Raw genomic sequence first — 22,590 nt, forward strand, 5'->3', positions numbered from 1 at the left:
TGAACGCGGTCGCCAGCGCTCAGAACACCGCGACCGTCATGCCCGCGGAGGTCGCCGGCCGGTTCATCGCGAGGATCGCCTCGGGAAGCTCGTCGAGCCCGATCGTCCGACCGATCGACTCGGACGGGCGGAGGCGACCGGCGACGACGTCGTCGAGCATCGCGGCGTACTCCCCCACCGAGATCCCGTGACTGCCGAGCAGCTCGAGTTCGTCGCCGATGACGCGGCCCATCGGGATCGCCGGCACGGCCTCGTCGTCGAGCAGCAGTCCGACCTGGACGTGCCGACCCCGAGGCCGGAGCGCGGCGACCGCGGCGACCGACGTGGCGCGGCTGCCGAAGGCGTCCACGGACACGTGGGCTCCGCCGCCCGTGACGGCTCGGACGGCCTCCCCGACCGCGTCGTCCATCGGCACCGGAAGCGCACCGAGGGCTTCCGCACGTGCGAGCGCCGCGGGCGAGACGTCCACCGCGACGACCTCCGCTCCGGCGGCGACCGCGACGATGACGGTCGACAGTCCGACTCCCCCGCAGCCGAAGACGGCCACCCACTCGCCGGCGGCCACCCGTCCCCGGGCGTGCAGTGCGTGGTACGCGGTCCCGAAGCGGCATCCGAGTCCGGCGGCCTCGGCGAACCCGACGGCGTCCGGCAGCGCGACGAGGTTGACGTCCGCGTGCGGGACCACCACGGCCTCGGCGTACGAACCGGGCAGCGTGAAGCCGGGCTGCTGCTGCCGGGTGCACACCTGCGTCGCACCGTCCAGGCACTGCTCGCACTCGCCGCACGCGAAGACGAACGGCGCGGTCACCCGGTCCCCCACGGCGAACCCGCGGACGTCGGGCCCGACGGACGACACCACGCCGGCGAACTCGTGCCCGGGGACGTGCGGCAGGCGCACCGAGTCGTCGTGCCCCTTCCACGCGTGCCAGTCGCTCCGGCAGACCCCGGTCGCGGCGACCCGGACGACCACCCCGTCGATCGGGGCGACCGGGTCCGGGACATCCACGACCGCGGGGACGGAACCGAACTCGTCGTACTGGACTGCGCGCATCCGGCCATCCTGACAGACGGTGCCCCGCGTGAGCGCCGTCCACAGATCGTGGATCGGCCGTTGCGGCCCGGACGCCGCCGCCGCTTCACTGGCTGCATGAACGGACTGCGCTTCTCAGCCGACCCCGCCGACCTCGACGTCCCCCGTGTCCACCGCTGGCTGAGCGAGGAGTCCTACTGGGCCCGGGGCCGTGACCGTGCCACGCAGGACACGATCATCGCCGGCTCCCGGAACTTCGGCGTCTACGACGACACCAGCGGTCAGCAGCTCGGGTACGCCCGTGTGATCACCGACGGTGTGACGTTCGGCTGGCTCGCCGACGTCTTCGTCGACCCGGAGGCGCGAGGCAGCGGTGTCGGGGTCGCCCTCGTGCAGGGAGTCACCGAGGCCATCGAGCCACTCGGACTGAAGCGGTTCGCACTCTTCACCGCCGACGCCCACGGGTTGTACGAGCGGTTCGGCTTCCGCCCGCTCCCCGATGCAGCGGGCTGGATGATGCGTCCAGGGCCGGGGTTCGGTGCCGACGTGCACGACTGAACCGGGCGCTCTGCGACCCGGCCACGGGACGGAGCGAGCTCGCCCGTCGGACGCGAGCCGTGCCTCCAGGCCGTCTCGCCCGCGGTGCGGACGCACTTCGTGAGCAGAAGGTGTCGGGTCCATCCGGCCGACCCGACATCTTCTGCTCACGAAGCGGCCGCGGGCCGCCCCGCGGCGCCCCGCCCCGCCCCGCCCGCCCCGCTCAGTACGCGACGCGCCCGTCGCGGTCGTGGAACTCCCCCGTGGGGCCGTCCGCGCCGAGCGTCGCCAGCGCCACCGTGGCGTCCGTCCCCTCGGTCACGGTCTGGTGCCCGCCGAACCCGTTGAACTCCGTCGCCGTGTACCCGGGGTCGCTCGCGTTCACCCGGAACCCGGGCAGGATCTTCGCGTACTGCACGGTCAGGGCGATGAGCGCCGCCTTCGACGCCGCGTACGGCACCGCCGGCACCGGGTACTCATCCCGCCCCGGAGTCGTCAGCCACCGCGGGAAGCCCACACCCGAGGCAACGTTCACGATGACCGGGTTCGCCGACTCCCGCAGCAGCGGCAGCGCCGCCTGCGTCACGCGCACGACGCCGGTCACGTTCGTGTCGAGCACGGCTCCGATCGCAGCGGCGTCGAGGTCGTCGACCCCGAACGACGTCCCGAGGATGCCCGCGTTGTTCACGAGTACGTCGAGTCCGGGCAGTCCGGCGACCGCGCGCTCGACCGAGGACTGGTCGGTGACGTCCAGCTGGACGACGTGCGCGCCGAGGGCACGCGCCGCGTCCCCCGTGGCCGGATCGCGCATGCCGGCGTACACGGTGTGCCCGGCCTCGACGAGGCGACGGACGGTCTCGAGCCCGAGACTGCGGTTGGCTCCGGTGATGAGTGTCGTTGTCATGCGCCCAGCCTCCGCCTGCGTGGCCGGGTCCCCCAGGCACCGCTCGACAGTGGGACCACCAGTACCAGGCAGGCCGGGAGGCGCGGGTCGAGGATGGTGGGCATGAGCGAGTTCGCGAGTGTGCTGCGTTCCTGGCGCGACCGGGTCCGTCCCGAAGCGGTCGGCCTGCCGGCCGGGCCCGGTCGACGGACGCCGGGTCTCCGTCGCGAGGAGCTCGCTGCGCTCGCCGGCGTGAGCGTCGACTACGTCGTCCGCCTCGAACAGGGACGCGCGACGAACCCGTCGCCGCAGTTGCTCGGCGCACTCGCCACCGCGCTCCGTCTCTCCGAGGAGGAACGCGACCACCTCTGCCGCGTCGCAGGGTCCGCGCCGCCGTCGCGCCGGGTCGTCCCCCGGCACGTCACCCCGGGCGTGCAGCGCATCGTCGACCGCCTCGGCGACGTCCCCCTCGCCGTGTTCACCGCCGCGCACGACATCGTCCTGTGGAACGACCTCTGGGCAGCGCTCACCGGTGACCCCTCCCGGTACACGGGCATCGACCGGAACCTCGTGTGGCGACACTTCATGCACGGCCACGACGAGGTCGAATGGGACGACGAGCACCAGGAGGAGTTCTCCAGCGACCTCGCCGCCGACCTCCGCGCCGCCGTGGGTCGGTACCCCGCCGACCGGGACCTCGCCGAGCTGGTGGCACGCCTCCGTCGCGAGTCCCCCGAGTTCGAGCGCCGCTGGGACACCGGACGCGTCGCCGAGCACCGGGCGAGCCGCAAGCGCGTGCACTCCCCCGTCGGCCCGATCGAGATCGACTGCGACGTCCTGAGCGTGCCGGGCGGGGACCTCCGCATCGTCGTCTACACGGCCGTCCCCGGCACCGAGGACGCGGCGAAGCTCGACCTCCTGCGCGTCACCGGCCTGCAGGAACTCACGCCGAGCTGAGCACGACCAGTCGTTGGGTCGCCCGGGTCATCGCCACGTACCGGTCGACCGGGCGCCACCGCTCCGGGTCCACCAGGACGACGAGGTCGAACTCGAGACCCTTCGTCGCCTCCGGGGACAGGGAACGGATCCGGTCCGTCCCCGCGTACCCGGCGTCGCCGACCACGCACGCGATCCCGTCGGCGCTCGCCGCGGCCCACGTGTCCAGGACCACGTCCCGCTCGTCGGCGGACCCGTACTGCACCGGCACGCCGGAGTCGCGGATCGAGGTCGGCACGTTCGCGTCCGGCACGGCTGCGCGGATGACGGGTTCGGCGACCGCCATCACCTCGGACGGCGTGCGGTAGTTGATCCGTAGGCGCGCGGTCCGGACTTCCCGGAGCCCGATCCGGGCGAGCCGGTCCTCCCACGACTCGGCGAACGGCTCCCGTGCCTGGGTCCGGTCCCCCACGACCGTGAGACTCCGGCTCGGGCAGCGCCGCAGCAGCATCAGCCACTCCGCGTCCGTGAGCTCCTGAGCCTCGTCGACGACGACGTGCGCGAACGGTCCCGCCAGGGCATCGGCGTCCGGTGCCGCCGTCACCGCGTCGTCGTCGAGGCTGTTCCGCGCGTCCGCTCCGCGCAGCATGCTCATGAGCTGCAGCTCGGAGTCGTCGTTCGCGACGAGGTCCTCGATCACCCGGTCCATCCGCTCGCGTTCGGCGGCCCTGGCGGCCGCAGCACGCCGCTCCCGGGCCGGAGCTGCCGGGTCCCCGATCCGCCGACGGGCGGCGTCGAGCACGGGGAGGTCTGACCGGGTCCACGCGCGGGCGTCCGGGCGGTGCAGGCGTGCGCGGTCGGCTGCGGTGAGGTCGGGCGCGCACCGCGCCAGGTGGTCGGGCACCGCGAGCAGGTCCGCGACCACACCGTCCGGGTCGAGCACGGGCCACGCCCGGCGGAACGCGTCACGCAGGACGTCGCTGTCGTCCACGGAGGCGCGGATCGCCCTGGGTGGGGCCGCTCCCGCCAGGCGGTTGGTCACGATCTCGAGCAGCGCCTCCCAGACGTCGGAGCGTGCGGCGTTGTGCGGGTCGCCCGGGTCCGCCGCGTCGAACGCGTCGGCCCAGTCGTCGGGCGTGATCGGCACGTCCGCCCAGTCCGTCTCGACGACGACCGTGCGCTCCGGCGGCTGCTCGTACCCGCGGACCGCACGCTCGACCGCCCGGGTCAGCGCCGCACCCGCCTTGATCGCCGCGACGTCCGGATCGGCCTCGTCGGGGACGTCGGCGCCCTCGGGCACCAGGTCCGTCACGGTCGCGAGGTGCACACCGTCCTCGCCCAGCGCCGGCAGCACGTCCCCGACGTAGTCGAGGTGCCCGTGCGTCGGCCCGACGAACAGCACACCCCCGTGCCGCGGCGACACGCGTGGGTCGGCGTACAGCAGGTACGCCGCCCGGTGCAGCGCGACGACGGTCTTGCCGGTCCCCGGACCGCCGTCCACCACGAGTGCTCCGGCGGAGTCCGCGCGGATCACGGCGTCCTGGTCGGACTGGATCGTCCCGAGCACGTCCCGCATCCGCGGGCTGCGGCTGGTGCCGAGACTCGCGACGAACGCCGACTGGTCGTCCAGGGCCGCGGTGTGCAGCAGGCCCTCGTCGGTGAAGGCCTCGTCCCAGTAGTCCACGATCCGACCGCGCTGCCAGCGGTAGCGTCGCCGGCTCACCAGGCCACGAGGATCGCCGTGCGACGCCGCGAAGAACGGTTCCGCGGTCGCCGAGCGCCAGTCGACGAGCAGCCGCTCGAGGTCGTCGTCGGTGAGCCCCGAGCGGCCGACGTAGACCGGGTGCGGGCGGTCGGCGAACACCATCCTCCCGATGCACAGGTCGAGCCCGTACCGCCGGAGTGCCGTGAGCTCGCGGGTGACCCGGCGCACCTCGGCATCGCGCTCCACCGTGTACTCCCCGCCGCCCGCTCGGGTCCGGCGGAGCTCGTCGAGGCGTCGGGTGAGCGTCGTGGTCGAGGCGTCGAGGGTCGCGGCGATCGCGGCGAAGTGCCGCTCGTCGTCGGCGATCAGGGCCGGATCGGCTTTGTCGGCGAGGCGTTCGGGGAGGTCGAAGACGGGGTACGGCGTTGACACGAGGGTCGATTGTGGGGCACGACGGGGGTCTTGCGGCAAGCCCCCGGTCCGGCCGTATCCTGGTCATGGCGGGAGGGGTCCGCCGTCTCGCGGCCGCCTTCCGCTACCGCGACCTGATCGCGTCGACGACGGCAGCGACCGTCGACGCGTCTGCCGTACGAGCACCGTCGACGATCACCGGCTCTTCCGTCTCGGGCGGTTCGAAGCTCGCGGCGTGCTCTGCGAGCACGGCGTCGGTGACGTCGGGTCGTGCCGGCTCGGTCCGGTTCGCGAGGACGCGTCGCCGTTGCAGCTCCGGGGCGATCCGCACCCAGACGAGGGCGAACGGTGCCCCGGCGGCGGCCGCGGTGGCACGCCAGGCATCTCGGACGAAGCGCGGAGAGCCCGTGTCGTCCACGATCACGTCGCGGCCGGACGCGAGCGATTCGCCCGCCCGCTCGTGCGCGATGGCGTTCGTCGTGGCCCACTCCTCCGGGGGATGCCCTGGCCGCCGTCGAGGCCGCGCTCCTCGTTGATCCGGTCGAGGCCCAGCAGCGCTCCGTCCAGCGCGTCGGACAACCGAGCCGCCAGCGTGCTCTTGCCCGAGAACGAGAGACCGCACATCAGCACCAGTGCCATGCGTGGACCCTACCGAGCCCGGGCGGAGCACTCCACCTCACCGCACGCTCGCAGTCGACCATGCACGGTGGAGCGCAGCGACCTGGTCGGCTTCGGCCATGTCGGTGACGTCGAGGACGAGGTCCACCGCCGGCGGGACCGCGGTCATCCGGTGGAGCAGTTCGAACTCGTCGTCGGTGATGGACACCGGTCGTGTGGCGGCTCGCGCTCGGGCCCCCTCGAGGGTGATCGCCAGGTGCACGACGAAGCACTCCGGGAGTTCGGCGCGGTACACGGCGAGCGTCTCCGCGGTGAGGACGTCCGACGCGGTGACGGCAAAGCCCGCAGCGAGCAGGTTCCGGGCCAGGGCACTCACGTTGCGCGCGGCGAGTGCGTGCTGAGCACGGCCCTCCGATCCGGACCAGAGCGTCGCATCCCCGGCGATGACGAGCTGGCGGACGTCGTCACCGTCGATGTACGCGCCGCGCGGTTCCGCGGCAGCGAGGGCACGACCGCAGGTCGTCTTCCCGACCGCCGGGCCACCCGAGAGGATCAGTGGTCGCATCGTGTCCGTCCTTCCGTCCTGGTCGACGCTACCCAGGCCCGTGCGGCGCTGCGGCGGGAACGGTGGGTAGCGTGGTGGCCATGGACTGCTTCGCGAGCTGGCGCACCCGCCACTGAAGGAGACGGCCTCGCCGTCACGTACCGCCACACCGAGCACGGTGTGGCGCCTTCAGACTGCTCAGAGAAGAGGCACACCATGCACATCCGCGCCTGCACGCCCGACGATCTGCCCACGCTCACCGAACTGACGATCGAGACGTTCCGCCCGCTCCTCGCCGGCGACCTGGTCCGACTGCGCCCGGAGGTCACGGCACACGACCACGCGCACTGGGAGGACGACTACCGGCACGAGGTGCCCGCGCTGCTCGACCCTGCCGAAGACCGGTTCATCACGCTGGCGGAGGACGACGACGGGCCCCTCGGGTACGTCGGGTGGCACGTCACGAACGGCGCGTCCGGCCGGCTGGAGATGGTCGCCGTCCACCCGCGTGCCAGACGACGAGGAGTCGCACGGGCACTGTGCACGACCGTCCTCCGCGAACTCGGCGAACGCGGGGTCGAGGTGGTGCACATCGGCACGGGCGGGGACGCCTTCCACGCCGCGGCGCGAGCGCTCTACGAGTCACTCGGCTTCACGCCGTACCCCACGGTCGACTACGCCCGCACCCTGCCGACCGGGCGCCCGGTCACGCCGCGGTGAACACCAGCGACGCGTTCTGCCCACCGAAGCCGAACGAGTTGTTCAGCGCCGTCCGGATCGGCACCTCCCGCGCGGCCCCGGCGACCACGTCGAGCTCGACCGCCGGGTCGAGGTGCTCCAGGTTCAGCGTCGCCGGCACGAGCCCGGTCTCGATCGCCCGCACGGCCAGGATCGACTCGACGGCCCCGGCTGCCCCGAACATGTGCCCGATGGCCCCCTTCGGCGCGGTCACGACCGCCCCGGTGCCGACCGCGCGAGCGATCGCAGCGGCTTCGCCGACGTCCCCGACGGGCGTGCTGGTCGCGTGCGCGTTGACGTGGTCGATGTCGTCGCCAGCCAACCCGGCCATCCGGATCGCCGCGGTCATCGCCCGCTCCTGCTCGGACCCGTCCGCCAGGGGCGCGGTGATGTGGAACGCGTCCGAGGTGATGCCCCAGCCGGCGAGGGTCCCGTGCGAACGCTGGGTGCGGGCAGCGGCGTGGTCGGCCCGCTCGAGCACGACGAACCCGGCACCCTCGCCGAGCACGAACCCGCGGCGGGACGCGTCGAACGGGCGGGAGAGCGTCGTCGGGTCGTCGTCGCCGGGCTTCGCGAGGGCCTGCGACTGCGCGAAGGACGCCATGGTCACCGGCGTCACGGCCGCCTCGGTCCCACCGGCGATGACGACGTCGGCCTCCCCCGTGACGATCAACCGCGCGGCCGTCGCGATCGCCTCGGCCCCTGAGGCGCAGGCGGACACGGTCGTGTACGCCCCGGCCCGTGCACCGAACGCGATGCTGATCTGCGCCGCGGCGGCGTTCGCCATGAGCATCGGGACGGTGCGGGGTGACACGCGACGCGCTCCAGCGGTGCCGAGCACGTCGTGGGCGTCGAGGAGCGTCTCCACTCCCCCGATCCCGGTGCCGACGACGACGGCGAGCCGGTCCCCCTCGATCGTCGGGGCACCGGCGTCCGCCCAGGCCTCCTCCGCCGCGACGAGCGCGAGCTGCTGGCTGCGGTCGAGCCGGTTCGCCCGGACCCGCCCGAGTGCTCCGTCCGCGTCGAGTGCGGCGGCTGCGCCGACCCGGATCGGGACCTGGTCCCAGTGCGTGCCGGTCCGCTCGAGGTCGTGCACGCCGGAGCGGCCGGCGACCAGGGCGTCCCAGAGCGTGTCGACGCCGTGGCCGAACGGCGACACCGCTCCGTAGCCGGTGATGGAGATGTGCACGGGAGACTCCTTCTTGTACGTTGAACAAGTTGAGTTGTACCACGTACAATTCCGGCATGGCAACCACGAGCGACGCTCCGGGCACCCCGCGCGGGGCAGCCACCCGGGCGCGGATCCTCGCCGCGACCGCCGGCTTGCTCAGCGGGACCGGCGGCCCGACCGAGCACCGGACGGTGACCGTGAGCGAGATCGCCCGGGCCGCGGGCGTGTACCCGAACCAGATCACGCACCACTACGGATCCAAGGACCGACTGGTGCTCGACGCCGCGTTCGCGCTGTTCCTGCGCGACACGACCCGGTTGCAAGCAGCCGGGCGCCGCGCCACGAGCGCGGAGACGTTCCGGCAGGTCCTCGCCCGCACGGCCCTCGCGATGCCGTCGACGCCGCTCGTCGTGCGGGCCCTCGCGAGCGCGGGCGACGACTCCGCGCAACGCGACCGTGTGCGACTGCTCCTGCAGGTGCTGTTCCGGCAGTCGGAGCGCTACCTCGAACGGGTCGTTACCGAACACGGCTGGACGAGCCGGAGCGGCGTCGGACGCGACGCACGGACGTTCTGGAGCGCGGTGTTCGGCGCCACGCTGCTCGCCGACGCCGGGGTCACCGGCGGACCGTCCGACCTCGACCTCGCCGGCACCGTCTCGATCGCCTGACCCGCGGGAGGCGCAGCGCCCTACTCGCCGAAGCCGGACCGCACGAGGGCCACGAGCGCGTCGACCGCGTCCTGCGCGTCGGCTCCGGTCCCCTCGATGGTCACCGACGCCCCCCTGGGCAGTGCGAGCGCCATGATCGCGAGCAGGCTCTTCGCGTCCACCCCGTTGACCCGGACCTCGGCGTCGAACTTGGCGGCCGTCTTCACGAACTCCGCGGCCGGCCGGGCGTGCAGGCCGCTCTCGTTCACGAGTTCCACCGTCTCGGACGCGGCCACGTCGTCGACGGAGCCGGTCCCGGAGACCGGCGCCGCGCCTCCTGGACCGTCGCCGGACGGACTGGAGGCACGACTCGCGTCCGCCTCGGAGCCTGCGGCAGACGCGGCAGCGGCCAGGACCGCATCGACGTCGCCACCGGTCTGTGCGGCGACGGCCGCGGCGACCGCACCCTCGACCAGCGGGGCCTGCGAGACGTGCACGCGCGCGCGGACGTCGTCGTCGAGGAAGTCGAGCGCCGTGTCGGTGGTCAGGTAGGCGGAGCCGAGGTCGCACAGGACGACCACTGCCTCGGCGTCGGCGAGTTCCTCGATGCCGGCCGTGATGGCCTCGAACGAGGTGCCGATGCCGCCGTCGTCGGTGCCGCCGGCGGCCACGAGCGGGACGTCCGCCGCCATCTGCCGGGCGAGCTCGACGGTGCCGGTCGCGATCGCCGCGCTGTGCGAGACGATCAGGATCCCGACGGTCACGCGGCGTCCACGGCTGCGCGGAGGATGTACACGGTGGACTGCGCGCCCGGGTCGCGGTGCCCGACGGCACGTTCGCCGAGGTAGCTCGCGCGGCCCTTGTGGGCGACCAGCGGGTCGGTCGACTCCGCGCCGGTCACGGCCGCGTCGGCGGCTGCGGCGAGCACCTGCTCGGGGCTGTCCCCGGCGGCGGCCGCGGCACCGGCGGCGTCGACCGCGGGCGACCAGGCGTCGACCATGGTCTTGTCGCCGACGGCAGCCTTGCCCCGGGACACGATGCCGTCACGGGCAGCGGTCAGCACCTGGACGAGCGTGTCGGCGTCGAGCTCCGCTGCGTCCCCGGCGGCCTGTGCGGCCTTGAGGTACGCGGTCCCGAACAGCGGACCCGCGGCACCGCCGACCGTCGAGATGAGCTTCGTCGCGACGACCTTCAGCACGGCTCCGGGGGTGTCGAACGAACCGGCGTCCACGGCCTCGAGCACGGCACGGAAGCCGCGGTCGAGATTCTCACCGTGGTCGCCGTCGCCGATCTCACGGTCGAGCGTGACGAGCTCGGCCCGGTGCTCGTCGATCGTCGCGGCGGTGCGTCGGACCCAGTCGATGGCCCATGCGGTGTCGAGCGCCAATTCGTGTTCCTTCCTGCGTCCGGCTCCGTTCACGGGCCGGGTCGTGGTGCGGTGGGTTCAGCGTCCCCAGCGCAGTGCCGGGGTCTCCACCGGTGCGTCCCAGAGGGCGGTGAGTTCGTCGTCGAGCACCGTGACGGTGAGCGAGAACCCCTGCATCTCGAGGGATGTCACATAGTCGCCGACCAGGCTACGCGTGACGTCGAACCCGCGGTCGGTGAGGACCTCGGCGGCGCGTCGGTAGGCGATGTAGAGCTCGGAGAGGGGCGTGCCGCCCATGCCGTTCACGAGGAGCAGGAGCTTCGACCCGGCGGGAGCGGCGAGGTCGGTGAGGATCGGTTCGAGCACGCGGTCCACGAGCTCGTCGGCCGGGGCCATCGGGATGCGTTCGCGGCCGGGCTCGCCGTGGATGCCGATGCCGAGCTCGACCTCGTCGTCGGCGAGGGTGAACGACGGCTCGCCGGCGTGCGGGACGGTGCCGGAGGCGAGCGCGAGCCCCATCGAGCGCGTGACGTCGTTCACGTGCCGGGCGACGGCGGCGACGGCGTCGAGGTCGTCCCCCCGCTCGGCTGCGGCGCCCGCGCACTTCTCGACGACGACGGTGCCGGCGACCCCGCGTCGGCCGGCCGTGTAGAGCGAGTCCTGCACGGCGACGTCGTCGTCCACCACGACGGACTCGACCCGGACGTCGTCCATGCTGGCGAGTTCGGCGGCGGTCTCGAAGTTGAGGACGTCGCCGGTGTAGTTCTTCACGATGTGGAGCACACCCGCTCCCCCGTCGACGGCCTTCGTCGCGGCGACGATCGGGTCCGGTGTGGGACTCGTGAACACCGGCCCCGGCACCGCGGCGTCGAGCATGCCGTACCCGACGAACCCGGCGTGCAGCGGCTCGTGTCCGCTGCCACCGCCGCTGACGATCCCGACCTTGCCGGACACCGGGGCGTCCGCGCGGTGGATGTGGATCGGGTCCTCGACCAGCACGACGTGGCCGGCGTGGGCACGGGCGAACCCGCGCACGGTCTCGTCGACCACGGCCTGCGGATCGTTGATGAGCTTCTTCATGCTGACCTCCACGGAGTGCGGGCGATCGCGAGGCAGCACCGCCGTCGTCGACCGGAGTGCCCTCAATCTACATCGCCGCCCCGGGCGAGCGTTCCCCCCGTGTGCACGTTCGTGCACCGACCCGGGGGCGGCCCACCGGCCTCGGATGCGCGGGCGCACACCGTGCATGCACGTTCGTGCACAATCGCGCACTTCCCTCACGAATGCATCGCCATCCGCCGATGCCCGTCAGTATGCTCGGCCCCAATCACTCAACGGGGAGTGCCGGCGCTGTACCACCGGACCCCCACCCTCACGCACTGGAGGTCACCGATGGACGGCATCGGCGTCAATTTCCTCTCCGAGCTCGTCGGCACGGCGATGCTCATCATCCTGGGTGGCGGCGTCGTCGCCGCTGTCTCGCTGACGAAGTCCAAGGGCTTCGGAGCCGGCTTCCTCATGGTGACGATCGGCTGGGGCTTCGCGGTCTTCGCCGGTGTCACCGTGTCGTACAGCTCCGGAGGCCAGCTCAACCCGGCGGTGAGCCTCGCGCTCGCCATCCTCGGCAAGATCACCGTCGGTGAGATGTTCCTCTACTGGCTCGCCCAGCTGATCGGTGCGATCATCGGTGCGGTCATCGTCTGGCTGGCCTACAAGCAGCACTTCGACGAGGAACCCGACGCGGCTGCGAAGCTCGGCGTCTTCTCCACCGGTCCGGCGATCCGCTCGTACGGCTGGAACGTCGTCACCGAGATCATCGGCACCTTCGTGCTCGTCTTCGTCGTGCTCGCCTTCACCAACGGCAAGACCCCGGCGGAGCTCGGCGCCGTCCCGGTCGCCTTCCTCGTGATCGCGATCGGCGTCAGCCTCGGTGGCCCGACGGGCTACGCCATCAACCCGGCACGTGACCTCGGTCCGCGCATCGCGCACGCCTTCCTGCCGATCAAGGGCAAGGGCTCGAGCGACTGGGCCTACGCCTGGGTGCCCGTCGTCGGCCCCCTCGTCGGTGGCGCCCTCGCGGCCGGCCTCTCCACCTTCCTGCTGCCGATCGTTTCTTGATCGTCTGCACCACACCCACCCGAGCACCAGCGTAAGGAGCACCAATGGCCGACTACATCGTCGCCATCGACCAGGGCACGACCTCCACCCGAGCGATCGTCTTCGACCACTCCGGCTCGATCGTGTCCGTCGGACAGAAGGAGCACGAGCAGATCTTCCCGCGTGCCGGGTGGGTCGAGCACGACCCGTCGGAGATCTGGGACAACACCCGTGAGGTCATCGGCCAGGCCCTGTCCCGCGCCGACATCACCCGCCACGACGTCGCGGCGGTCGGCATCACCAACCAGCGCGAGACCGCGGTGGTCTGGGACAAGAACACCGGCAAGCCGGTCTACAACGCGATCGTCTGGCAGGACACCCGCACGCAGTCGATCGTCGACAAGCTCGCCGACGGCGACACCGACCGCTACAAGTCGGTCGTCGGTCTGCCGCTGGCGACGTACTTCGCCGGCACCAAGATCGTCTGGATCCTCGAGAACGTCGAGGGTGCGCGCGAGAAGGCCGAGGCGGGCGACCTGCTCTTCGGCACCACCGACACCTGGGTCCTCTGGAACCTGACCGGTGGCGTCGACGGCGGCGTCCACAAGACCGACGTCACGAACGCGTCCCGCACGCTGTTCATGGACCTCGAGACGCTCGAGTGGCGCGACGACATCCTCGCCGACTTCGGTGTGCCGAAGTCGATGCTCCCCGAGATCGTCAGCTCCTCCGAGGTCTACGGCCACGTCGAGTCCTCGAACCTCCTGCGCGAGGTCCCGATCGCCGGCATCCTCGGCGACCAGCAGGCCGCGACGTTCGGCCAGGCGGCGTTCGACCAGGGCGAGTCGAAGAACACCTACGGCACGGGCAACTTCCTCATCTTCAACACGGGCACGGAGATCGTCCGCTCGGAGAACGGGCTGCTCACGACCGTCGGCTACAAGCTCGGCGACCAGGAGACGCACTACGCGCTCGAGGGTTCGATCGCCGTCACGGGCTCGCTCATCCAGTGGCTCCGCGACAACCTCGGCCTGATCGGCAGCGCCCCGGAGGTCGAGGCCCTCGCCAAGACCGTCGAGGACAACGGCGGCGTCTACTTCGTCCCGGCGTTCTCGGGGCTCTTCGCGCCGTACTGGCGTCCGGATGCCCGCGGTGCGATCGTCGGCCTCACCCGCTACGTGAACAAGGGCCACATCGCCCGTGCCGCCCTCGAGGCGACGGCGCTGCAGACCCGCGAGGTCCTCGACGCCGTCAACGCGGACTCCGGTGTGGACCTCACCGAGCTCAAGGTCGACGGCGGCATGACCGCCAACGACGCGCTCATGCAGTTCCAGGCGGACATCCTGAACGTGCCGGTGGTCCGTCCGGTCGTCGCGGAGACGACGGCGCTCGGCGCGGCCTACGCGGCCGGGCTCGCGGTCGGGTTCTGGGCGAACCTCGACGAGCTCCGTGCCAACTGGCAGGAGGACAAGCGCTGGGAGCCGCAGCTCGACGAAGCCGAGCGCGAGCGCACCCTGCGCCTCTGGAAGAAGGCCGTCACGAAGACGTTCGACTGGGTCGACGAGGACGTCCAGTAGTCCTGTCCTGAGGTGACCGCCTGGAGGCGCGGTGCCGGTCCCACAGACCGGCACCGCGCCTCCGCTGTGTTGCGTCTGCGCTCACGCGACGGGCGTCGCGCCCACCCAGTCGGCCAGCTTGCGCGCGGCGGCGCCCGAGTCGATCGCGTCGGCCGCGACGACCAGCTGCTCGCGGAAGCGCTGCAGGATCGGGCGGTCGACCTCGGCCGGGTCCTCCGCCAGGCGGAAGGACACCAGGCCGGCGGCGGCGTTGAGCAGGACGATGTCGCGCACCGGACCGGTCTCCCCCGCGAGGACGCGGTGCACCACGGCGGCGTTGTGCTCCGGGTCGCCGCCGAGCAGGTCCTCGATCCGGGCCCGGGCGATCCCGAGGTCGCGCGGGTCGAGGTCGTGCTCGGTGACGCGGCCGCCGGTGACCTCCCAGATGTGGCTGTGCCCGGTCGTCGTCAGCTCGTCGAGGCCGTCGTCGCCGCGGAACACGAGCGCGGTCGCCCCGCGGGTCTGGAACACGCCCGTGATGATCGGGACGAGCTCGAGCTGCGCCACGCCCACGGCGTTCGCCTCGCACCGTGCGGGGTTGACGAGCGGACCGAGGAAGTTGAACACCGTCGGGACGCCGATCTCGCGGCGGACGGGTCCGGCGTGCGCGAACCCGGGGTGGAAGGCGCTCGCGAACGCGAAGGTCAGTCCGACACGCCGGAACGTGTCCGCGACACGCGCGGCGTCCATCGTCAGGTCGAGTCCGAGTGCGGCGAGGACGTCGCTCGACCCGGACTTCGAGGAGCTCGCCTTGTTGCCGTGCTTCACGACGGGGACACCCGCGGCGGCGATCACGATCGCGCTCATCGTCGAGACGTTCACCGTGCCGACGACGTCGCCGCCGGTGCCCACGATGTCCAGTGCCATCGGGTCGACGTCGAGCGGGACGGCCGCGTCGAGGATCGCGTCGCGGAAACCGACGACCTCGTCGACGGTCTCGCCCTTCGCGCGGAGGGCCACGACGAAGGCGGCGATCTGCGCCGGGGTGGCCCGACCTGCCACGATCTCCTGCATGGCCCATGTGGACTGGCTGATCGTCAGGTCTTCGCGCGCCATGAGCGCGCTGATCACGGCAGGCCAGGTGAGAGCGTCGAGCATGCTCTGATCGTAGTGAATTCGAGAGACCCGCCAGTTGGCTGCGAAAACACTGTCCGTGGTTTCGGCCATAATGGAGTCTGTGACTAGCACCCCTCTCTCCAGATCCGCCAGCGGTCCGGTCCTGAACAGGCCGAACGCCGTTGCCGTGGGGACGATCGTGTGGCTGGGCAGCGAGGTCATGTTCTTCGCCGGCCTGTTCGCGATCTACTTCACGTTGCGCAGCACCTCGCCCGAACTCTGGGCGACCGAGACCGCCAAGCTCGAGGTGCCCTTCGCCTCGGTGAACACGATCATCCTGGTGCTGTCCAGCTTCGCCTGCCAGTTCGCGGTCTTCGCGGCCGAGCGCTTCCAGGTGCACCGGACGAGCTGGAACCCCAAGGACTGGGGCATGACGGAGTGGTTCTTCGTCACGTACTGCATGGGCGCGATCTTCGTCTGCGGCCAGATCTTCGAGTACGCGAACCTCTGGCACGAGGGCGTGACGCTCTCCTCCAGCGCCTACGGTTCGGCCTTCTACATGACCACCGGGTTCCACGGTCTGCACGTCACGGGTGGCCTCATCGCCTTCCTGCTGACGCTCGGCCGCGGGTTCGCCGCCAAGAACTTCGGTCACAAGGAAGCGACCACCGCGATCGTCGTGTCGTACTACTGGCACTTCGTCGACGTCGTCTGGATCGGCCTCTTCGCCGTCATCTACCTTCTCAAGTAGGAACTGGATAGCCCCCACCGCATGTTCAACAGAACCAAGTCCAAGAAGGGCCGCCGTTCCCCGATGGCGACCGTGTCGCTCATCGTCGTCGGTCTCATGACCACCGGCGGTGCGTACGCGCTGTTCAGCTCCACGGCGAACGCCGACGACAGCACGAGCACCGTGGCGGCCTCGAGCCAGTCGAAGGTGAACGAGGGCCAGAAGCTCTTCGCCTCGAACTGCGCCACCTGCCACGGCCTCTCCGCGCAGGGCACCAGCGAGGGTCCGTCCCTCATCGGTGTCGGTGCCGCGTCGGTCGACTTCCAGGTCGGCACCGGCCGCATGCCGATGGCCGCCCAGGGCCCCCAGGCCGAAGAGAAGCCCGCGCAGTTCACGGACGAGCAGATCGACGCACTCGCCGAGTACGTCGCGTCGCTCGGCCCCGGCCCCGCGGTCCCCTCCGAGAGCCTGACCAACGGCGAGGACGGCGACGCCGCCGAAGGTGCGGAGCTCTTCCGCATCAACTGCGCCATGTGCCACAACGTGGCCGGCGCCGGCGGTGCCCTGACCGAGGGCAAGTACGCGCCGAACCTGCAGTCGGTGTCCGGCAAGCACATCTACGAGGCCATGGTCACTGGCCCGCAGAACATGCCGGTGTTCAACGACCTGAACCTCACCCCCGAGCAGAAGGCCGACATCATCACGTACCTCAAGTACGTGCAGGACAACAAGTCGCCCGGCGGGTTCGCACTCGGCTCCCTCGGCCCGGTGGCAGAGGGTCTGTTCATCTGGATCTTCGGACTCGGCGCGGTCGTCGCGATGACCGTCTGGCTGACCGCGAAGTCCAACTGATCGTCCGTGTCGAACGACACTGAAGGGAACACCATGGCAGAGCACGACGACGAGGCACTGAACTCGTCCTCGGCTGTCGAGAAGCACGGCACGACCACCACCTCGGCCGGGATCGCGGTCCTGCCGACGGACCCGTTCGAGAACCCGGGCGAGCCGCCGCACCGCGCACGCCGCACCGACGTCGACCCGAAGAAGCAGCGCCTGGCCGAGCGTCAGGTCGCCACGTTCTTCTACCTGTCGATCGTGGGCAGTGTCCTCGCGATCGCGGCCTACGTCGCCTTCCCGATCGACTCCGACGACTTCGGGACCGTCCGGACGGCCAACCTCTGGCTCGGCCTCTCGATCGCCCTCGCCCTGCTCGCGCTGGGCCTCGGCGCCGTGTACTGGTCGAAGTCGCTCGTGGTGGACCGCGAGATCACCGAGCTCCGCCACGGCACCCGCGGCACCGACGCGACCCGCGCCAAGGCGGTCGAGGCGTTCCAGCTCGCCGACAAGGAGTCCGGTTTCAGCCGTCGCAAGCTGATCCGCAACTCGATGATCGGCGCCCTGGCGGCCTTCCCGCTCCCGGGCATCGTCCTCGTGCGCGACCTCGCGCCCGCGGCCGACCCGAACGAACTCCTCCGCCACACCATGTGGGCGAAGGGCACGCGCCTGACGAAGGACCCGACGGGTCTGCCGATCAAGGCGTCCGACGTGACCATCGGTTCGGTGTTCCACGTCATCCCGGACGGCATGCTCGACAAGGAGGACATGCTCGAGGAGAAGGCCAAGGCCTCCGTCCTCCTCATGCGCCTCGACCCCAAGGACCTCAACCCCTCCAAGGGCCACGAGAACTGGGGCTACGACGGCATCGTCGCGTACTCGAAGATCTGCACCCACGTCGGATGCCCGGTCGCCCTGTACGAACAGCAGACGCACCACCTGCTCTGCCCGTGCCACCAGTCGACCTTCGATGTCTCGAACAACTGCGAGGTCATCTTCGGGCCGGCGGCACGCCCCCTCCCCCAACTTCCGATCGCGATCGACGACGACGGCTACCTGGTTGCGCAGAGCGACTTCCACGAGCCCGTCGGCCCGTCCTTCTGGGAGCGTGAACGCTGATGAGCAGCACGACCACCAACGCACCCGCGTCGTCGACCACCAAGCCGGCACCGGAGCGCGGATCCCGCATCATCGGCGGGGTCGCCAACTACATCGACGAGCGCACGAGCATCTCGGGCCTCGTGAAGGAGGTCGGGCGCAAGATCTTCCCCGACCACTGGAGCTTCATGCTCGGCGAGGTGGCGCTGTACAGCTTCGTCGTCGTCCTGCTGTCCGGTACCTTCCTCACGTTCTTCTTCCAGGCGTCCATGGCCGAGGTGGTCTACCACGGCTCGTACGTCCCGCTGAAGGGCATCGAGATGTCGACCGCACTGCAGTCGACGCTCAACATCTCGTTCGACATCCGCGGCGGGCTCTTCGTCCGGCAGATCCACCACTGGGCGGCCCTGCTGTTCGTGGCCTCGATCATGCTGCACATGGCCCGCGTGTTCTTCACCGGTGCCTTCCGCAAGCCGCGTGAGCTCAACTGGGTGTTCGGCTTCATCCTGTGGGTCCTGGCCATGGCCGAGGGCTTCACGGGCTACTCGCTCCCCGACGACCTGCTCTCCGGCAACGGTCTGCGGATCATCGTCGGCATGATCGAGGGTGTGCCGGTCATCGGCGTCTGGATCGCCTACCTGCTCTTCGGTGGCGAGTTCCCGGGTACCGACATCGTCGGCCGCCTCTACACGCTGCACATCCTGCTGCTCCCGGCGATCCTCGTCGCGGTGCTCGGCGTCCACCTCGTGCTGGTCGTCATCAACAAGCACACGCAGTTCGCCGGCCCCGGCAAGACGAACGAGAACGTCGTCGGCGTGCCGATCCTCCCGGCGTTCGCGGCGAAGGCCGGTGGGTTCTTCTTCATCGTCGCGGGCATCCTCGCCCTCATCGCGTCGCTGTTCACGATCAACCCGATCTGGAACTACGGCCCGTACGACCCCTCCCCGGTGTCCGCCGGTACCCAGCCCGACTGGTACATCGGCTTCGCCGACGGCGCGCTCCGTCTGGTGCCGCCGCACTGGGAGGTCGTGTGGTTCGGCTACACGGTGTCGTTCAACATCCTCGTGCCGATCGCGGTGCTGGTGTTCCTCATCCTCGCCATCTTCATCTACCCCTTCATCGAGGGTTGGGTCACCGGCGACAAGCGTGAGCACCACATCCTCGACCGCCCGCGCAACGCCCCGACCCGCACGGCGTTCGGTGCCGCCGGCATCACGCTCTACGCGAGCCTCTGGGCCGCCGCGTCGTCGGACATCATCGCGACCCACTTCTACGTGTCGATCGACCACGTCATCCACGTGATCCAGGCCACGACGGTCCTCGGCCCGTTCGTCGCCTTCTGGATCACGAAGCGCGTGTGCCTCGCCCTGCAGAAGAAGGACCGCGAGATCGTCCTGCACGGGTACGAGTCCGGACGCATCGTGCGACTCCCCCACGGCGAGTACATCGAGGTGCACGAGCAGCTCGACGAGTACGAGCGTTGGAAGCTCCTGCAGTTCAACGAGTACAAGCCGCTCATGATCCGTCCGAACGCCCGAGGCAAGATCTCGAGCCTGCAGAAGGCCCGCGCCAGCATGTCGCGCTTCTTCTTCGAGGACCGGATCACCCCGGTGTCCAAGGCCGAGCTCGAGGCTGCGCATGCTGCGCACCACGGCCCGGACCTCGAAGCCGGACACGAAGCGCCCGCGGTCGAGTCGAAGCACTAGGCACCCCGCGCATCGGAACCCCCGTCACCTCGGTGGCGGGGGTTTCGTCGTGCGTGCGGGAACACGCCGTGCCGCGTTCACGTTCGATTCACCGACACGTGCTGGACTCGTCCAGGACGGTGTGGCACTGTGTTGCACCACGCACCCGACCAACGGAATGAGACCCCGATGGACAGCCGGACGGCCGAACACCCCAGGCCGAACCACTTCCTGCTCCACCTCAGCGACACCCATCTCGTGGCGGGTGACGGCGACCTCTACGGTGACGTCGACTCAGCTGCGCGGCTCGGCCAGATCATCGCCGACATCGAGTCGTCGGGGACGCGTCCCGAGGCCATCGTCGTCACGGGCGACGTCGCCGACAAGGGCGAACCCGGCGCGTACGCCCGCATCCGCGACATCGTCGAGCCGGCCGCGCGGCGGATCGGCGCACAGGTCATCTGGGCGATGGGCAACCACGACGAGCGCGGCGCCTTCCGGCAGGAGCTGTTCGGGCTCCAGCCGACCGATCGTCCGGTCGACTTCGTCTACGACGTGAACGGCCTCCGGGTGATCACCCTCGACACGAGCGTGCCCGGCGCTCACCACGGCGAGGTCTCCCCCGAGCAGCTCGACTGGCTGGCCGAGGTCCTGTCGGAGCAGGCGCCGCACGGCACCATCCTGGCGATGCACCACCCGCCGGTGCCGAGCGTGCAGGACCTCGCCGTCCTCGTCGAGCTCCGCGACCAGGACGCCCTGGCCGAGGTCGTCGAAGGCAGTGACGTCATCGCCATCATCGCCGGCCACCTGCACTACTCGACGAGCGCCGTCTTCGCGGGCATCCCGGTGTCGGTCGCGAGCGCCACGTGCTACACGCAGGACCTCACCGAGTACCAGGGCGGTACCCGAGGGCAGGACGGCGCGCAGTCGTTCAACCTCGTGCACGTCTACGGCCACAACGTGGTGCACTCGGTCGTGCCGATCGGGCACTACGCCACGGTTGGTGAGCCGGTGTCGTCCGCCCAGACCGAGGCTCGGCTCGCTGCGGCCGGCGTGACGATCCCGGCGGCTGCGGAGCCCGCGCCGGTGACGTCGAGCATCCCGGTGTTCACGCTCGACTCCGTGCCGGTCTCCCCCGTCCACCGGTAGGCCGCCGCACTTCGTGAGCAGGAATGGTCGGGTCCGCGCTGTGGACCCGACCATTTCTGCTCACCATGTGCGGGCGCGGGGCCTCCGGGCGCGGGGCCCGCGCGCGCCCGGCCTCAGCCCGCGGGGCGCTCCCACGGCGCCGGGAACGGGAAGTACTTCTCGAGGAAGTCCGTCACCCGCTGCGTCCGCTCCTCGTCGCTGACCTCGGGGAAGCTCCCGTCGTTCAGGCAGAAGAAGTCCGCGTTCCGCTTCTTGAGCAGGTCGCCGAGCGCTCGCAGACCGGACTGCATCGTCGTGTCGATGTACCGCACCTCGGCGTTCTCCTGCACGATCGCCCGGCCGGTCAGCAGCGAGTAGTAGTGGTACAGCGAGTTCGTCACCGAGATGTTCTCGGCAGCACGGAACCGTGAGGCCGCGGTGGCCGCGAACTCGTCGGCGAACTCGTGCTCCATCTCGGTCATGATCGAGGCACGCAGCGGGGTCGGCGCGTGCTCGAGGTGCCGGGTCGTCACCGCACCGAACCGCTGCTGCAGGAGTCGGCGGTTGACCCGGGCGGAGTTCTCGAACCCGCTGCGTGCCGGGTTGTTCGACCCGAGGCCGATCCGCGTCGTCGCGAGGATGAACTTCGTCACCGAGCCCGGGCTGAAGAACACCGAGGGGTCGACCAGGCGGCCGAAGAACATGTCGTCGTTCGAGTAGATGAAGTGCTCGCTGATGCCCGGGATGTGGTGCAGCTGCGACTCGACGGCCTGCGAGTTGTGCGTCGGCAGGACGGAGGGGTCGGCGAAGAACTCCTCGGAGCGGACGATGCGCACCTTGGGGTGGTCGGCGAGCCAGGCGGGCGCCGGGGAGTCCGTGGCGATGTAGATCTGCCGGATCCACGGCGCGAACGTGTGCACCGACCGGAGCGCGTACTTCAGCTCGTCGATCTGGCGGAAGCGGGCGGGGGCGTCGTCGCCCTCGCCGAGGACGGCGCCGGACTGCGCTGCCTGTCGTGCCCGCTGGTACTCGATGGCGTTGCCGTCGACCCACGAGAACACGATGTCGATCGGGAACCGGATGTCGGACACGTGGTCGTCGAACATGTGCTCGACCGTGCGCCAGGTGCGGCCGTACCGCTCGATGTCGACGAGCACGAACTCGTCGACGGGCAGGCTGCGGCGCATCAGGGCGTTCTCGACCGGCGCGAGGACCTCGGTGTCGGTGACCCGCCAGAACTCGAGCTGCACGCTCGTCTCGGCGCCGTAGCGCAGGCGTCCGAGCGGCTCGAGGCGCGGCCGGAACACGCGCAGGACGGGCTCGTCGACGGACCCGAGGCCGTCGTCGATGACGAGCACCGCGGGCTTCCCCGGGGGCTTCGCGTAGAAGGGCTCGTTCGCGGCGGCGGCCATCACGGCGCTCTCCGCCCGCTGCCGGTCGCGCTCGTCGAGGGCGATCACCGGCCGCTGGTCGTTGCCGCGGATGAGCAGGTGGTCGACGTCACCGGCGGTAAGGGCGTCGTCGAGGAACAGGAGGTCCTCGATCATCGACTGCTGCGGCGTCAGGTGCCCGTTGACGAGCGTCAGGCGTCCCTTCCGCACGACGACGTCGGGACGTTCGAGACCGCCGGAGGACGGTCGAGGGTTCAGCAGAGGACTCTCGGTCACCGGCTCGGTCTCGTTGCTCATCCACACCCTTCGGATCAGTGCGCCGGACCCGTTTGCCCGGCGACTCATCCTACCGTCCGCGCGGACGCTCGG

General features: G+C 70.8%; 21 protein-coding genes and 1 pseudogene. 11 read left to right on the forward strand and 11 right to left on the reverse strand.

Annotation, left to right across the window (positions count from 1 at the left end):
- Positions 1 to 19 precede the first annotated feature (19 nt).
- Complete coding sequence (locus ACIPEP_RS13160; protein ID WP_402717498.1) at positions 20 to 1,051, reverse strand: alcohol dehydrogenase catalytic domain-containing protein; 1,032 nt, start codon at positions 1,049 to 1,051, stop codon at positions 20 to 22.
- Positions 1,052 to 1,147: 96 nt separating this feature from the next.
- On the opposite strand from ACIPEP_RS13160, the gene ACIPEP_RS13165 reads away from it, so the two are divergent.
- Positions 1,148 to 1,588 (forward strand): GNAT family N-acetyltransferase, encoded by a 441-nt coding sequence (locus tag ACIPEP_RS13165; RefSeq protein WP_402717499.1) that lies wholly within the window; start codon positions 1,148 to 1,150, stop codon positions 1,586 to 1,588.
- Positions 1,589 to 1,790: 202 nt separating this feature from the next.
- Here the strand turns inward: ACIPEP_RS13165 and ACIPEP_RS13170 are convergent, their stop codons facing one another.
- Positions 1,791 to 2,471 carry an SDR family NAD(P)-dependent oxidoreductase gene (locus ACIPEP_RS13170; protein WP_402717500.1) on the reverse strand — a complete coding sequence of 227 codons (681 nt, stop codon included), beginning with the start codon at positions 2,469 to 2,471 and terminating at the stop codon, positions 1,791 to 1,793.
- Between the two features lie 102 nt (positions 2,472 to 2,573).
- Between ACIPEP_RS13170 and ACIPEP_RS13175 the strand changes: the two genes are divergently transcribed.
- On the forward strand, positions 2,574 to 3,407 hold the full coding sequence (locus tag ACIPEP_RS13175; protein ID WP_261646924.1) for a helix-turn-helix transcriptional regulator: 834 nt from the start codon (positions 2,574 to 2,576) through the stop codon (positions 3,405 to 3,407).
- Here the strand turns inward: ACIPEP_RS13175 and helR are convergent.
- The 3 genes and pseudogenes from helR to ACIPEP_RS13190 all read right to left on the reverse strand — a co-directional run bounded on the left by helR (position 3,394) and on the right by ACIPEP_RS13190 (position 6,685).
- Positions 3,394 to 5,523, reverse strand: coding sequence for an RNA polymerase recycling motor ATPase HelR (gene helR / locus ACIPEP_RS13180; protein ID WP_402717501.1), 2,130 nt, complete (start codon positions 5,521 to 5,523; stop codon positions 3,394 to 3,396). The two genes, ACIPEP_RS13175 and helR, sit on opposite strands and share 14 nt — an antisense overlap.
- 103 nt (positions 5,524 to 5,626) lie before the next feature.
- Positions 5,627 to 6,141, reverse strand: a pseudogene (locus ACIPEP_RS13185) (AAA family ATPase).
- Between the two features lie 37 nt (positions 6,142 to 6,178).
- The gene (locus ACIPEP_RS13190; protein WP_402717502.1) at positions 6,179 to 6,685 is read right to left on the reverse strand and encodes a hypothetical protein; all 507 of its coding nucleotides are present in this window, start codon (positions 6,683 to 6,685) and stop codon (positions 6,179 to 6,181) included.
- A 195-nt stretch (positions 6,686 to 6,880) separates the two neighbouring features.
- On the opposite strand from ACIPEP_RS13190, the gene ACIPEP_RS13195 reads away from it, so the two are divergent.
- Complete coding sequence (locus tag ACIPEP_RS13195) at positions 6,881 to 7,384, forward strand: GNAT family N-acetyltransferase (protein ID WP_402717503.1); 504 nt, start codon at positions 6,881 to 6,883, stop codon at positions 7,382 to 7,384.
- On the opposite strand, the gene ACIPEP_RS13200 is transcribed toward ACIPEP_RS13195, so the two are convergent.
- Positions 7,371 to 8,591 (reverse strand): beta-ketoacyl-[acyl-carrier-protein] synthase family protein, encoded by a 1,221-nt coding sequence (locus ACIPEP_RS13200; RefSeq protein ID WP_402717504.1) that lies wholly within the window; start codon positions 8,589 to 8,591, stop codon positions 7,371 to 7,373. The two genes, ACIPEP_RS13195 and ACIPEP_RS13200, sit on opposite strands and share 14 nt — an antisense overlap.
- A 56-nt stretch (positions 8,592 to 8,647) precedes the next feature.
- Here ACIPEP_RS13200 and ACIPEP_RS13205 point away from each other — a divergent pair, with 56 nt between their 5' ends.
- Positions 8,648 to 9,241: a TetR/AcrR family transcriptional regulator C-terminal domain-containing protein gene (locus ACIPEP_RS13205; RefSeq protein WP_402717505.1), complete on the forward strand. Its 594-nt coding sequence runs from the start codon at positions 8,648 to 8,650 to the stop codon at positions 9,239 to 9,241.
- Positions 9,242 to 9,261: 20 nt separating this feature from the next.
- On the opposite strand, the gene dhaM is transcribed toward ACIPEP_RS13205, so the two are convergent.
- From dhaM to dhaK, 3 genes are read right to left on the reverse strand one after another with little or no spacing between them, the layout of a single operon-like run.
- Positions 9,262 to 9,984, reverse strand: a complete 723-nt coding sequence (gene dhaM / locus ACIPEP_RS13210; protein ID WP_402717506.1) for a dihydroxyacetone kinase phosphoryl donor subunit DhaM — start codon at positions 9,982 to 9,984, stop codon at positions 9,262 to 9,264.
- On the reverse strand, positions 9,981 to 10,607 hold the full coding sequence (gene dhaL, locus ACIPEP_RS13215) for a dihydroxyacetone kinase subunit DhaL (protein ID WP_070418992.1): 627 nt from the start codon (positions 10,605 to 10,607) through the stop codon (positions 9,981 to 9,983). Before dhaL ends, dhaM begins: the two co-directional genes overlap by 4 nt.
- A 57-nt stretch (positions 10,608 to 10,664) precedes the next feature.
- Entirely contained in the window at positions 10,665 to 11,666 is a 1,002-nt protein-coding gene (gene dhaK / locus ACIPEP_RS13220) for a dihydroxyacetone kinase subunit DhaK (RefSeq protein ID WP_092387327.1), read from the reverse strand.
- A 312-nt stretch (positions 11,667 to 11,978) separates the two neighbouring features.
- Between dhaK and ACIPEP_RS13225 the strand changes: the two genes are divergently transcribed.
- Positions 11,979 to 12,704 carry an MIP/aquaporin family protein gene (locus tag ACIPEP_RS13225; protein WP_336696462.1) on the forward strand — a complete coding sequence of 242 codons (726 nt, stop codon included), beginning with the start codon at positions 11,979 to 11,981 and terminating at the stop codon, positions 12,702 to 12,704.
- A 44-nt stretch (positions 12,705 to 12,748) separates the two neighbouring features.
- Positions 12,749 to 14,260 (forward strand): glycerol kinase GlpK, encoded by a 1,512-nt coding sequence (gene glpK, locus ACIPEP_RS13230; RefSeq protein ID WP_070418990.1) that lies wholly within the window; start codon positions 12,749 to 12,751, stop codon positions 14,258 to 14,260.
- Positions 14,261 to 14,341: 81 nt separating this feature from the next.
- Here the strand turns inward: glpK and trpD are convergent, their stop codons facing one another.
- On the reverse strand, positions 14,342 to 15,397 hold the full coding sequence (gene trpD / locus ACIPEP_RS13235; RefSeq protein ID WP_070418989.1) for an anthranilate phosphoribosyltransferase: 1,056 nt from the start codon (positions 15,395 to 15,397) through the stop codon (positions 14,342 to 14,344).
- Positions 15,398 to 15,467: 70 nt separating this feature from the next.
- Between trpD and ACIPEP_RS13240 the strand changes: the two genes are divergently transcribed.
- The 5 genes from ACIPEP_RS13240 to ACIPEP_RS13260 all read left to right on the forward strand — a co-directional run bounded on the left by ACIPEP_RS13240 (position 15,468) and on the right by ACIPEP_RS13260 (position 20,851).
- Entirely contained in the window at positions 15,468 to 16,106 is a 639-nt protein-coding gene (locus ACIPEP_RS13240) for a heme-copper oxidase subunit III (protein ID WP_031260857.1), read from the forward strand.
- A 21-nt stretch (positions 16,107 to 16,127) separates the two neighbouring features.
- Positions 16,128 to 16,937, forward strand: coding sequence for a cytochrome c (locus ACIPEP_RS13245; RefSeq protein WP_071294687.1), 810 nt, complete (start codon positions 16,128 to 16,130; stop codon positions 16,935 to 16,937).
- 33 nt (positions 16,938 to 16,970) lie between these two features.
- Positions 16,971 to 18,038, forward strand: coding sequence for a ubiquinol-cytochrome c reductase iron-sulfur subunit (locus ACIPEP_RS13250; protein ID WP_070418987.1), 1,068 nt, complete (start codon positions 16,971 to 16,973; stop codon positions 18,036 to 18,038).
- Complete coding sequence (locus ACIPEP_RS13255; protein WP_070418986.1) at positions 18,038 to 19,723, forward strand: cytochrome bc complex cytochrome b subunit; 1,686 nt, start codon at positions 18,038 to 18,040, stop codon at positions 19,721 to 19,723. Before ACIPEP_RS13250 ends, ACIPEP_RS13255 begins: the two co-directional genes overlap by 1 nt.
- Before the next feature lie 168 nt (positions 19,724 to 19,891).
- On the forward strand, positions 19,892 to 20,851 hold the full coding sequence (locus ACIPEP_RS13260; protein ID WP_071294686.1) for a phosphodiesterase: 960 nt from the start codon (positions 19,892 to 19,894) through the stop codon (positions 20,849 to 20,851).
- 113 nt (positions 20,852 to 20,964) lie between these two features.
- Here ACIPEP_RS13260 and ACIPEP_RS13265 read toward each other — a convergent pair whose 3' ends face one another.
- Positions 20,965 to 22,518 (reverse strand): stealth conserved region 3 domain-containing protein, encoded by a 1,554-nt coding sequence (locus ACIPEP_RS13265; RefSeq protein ID WP_071294685.1) that lies wholly within the window; start codon positions 22,516 to 22,518, stop codon positions 20,965 to 20,967.
- Positions 22,519 to 22,590 lie beyond the last annotated feature (72 nt).

This window comes from Curtobacterium sp. NPDC087082 (assembly GCF_044745045.1).
Classification (GTDB): domain Bacteria; phylum Actinomycetota; class Actinomycetes; order Actinomycetales; family Microbacteriaceae; genus Curtobacterium.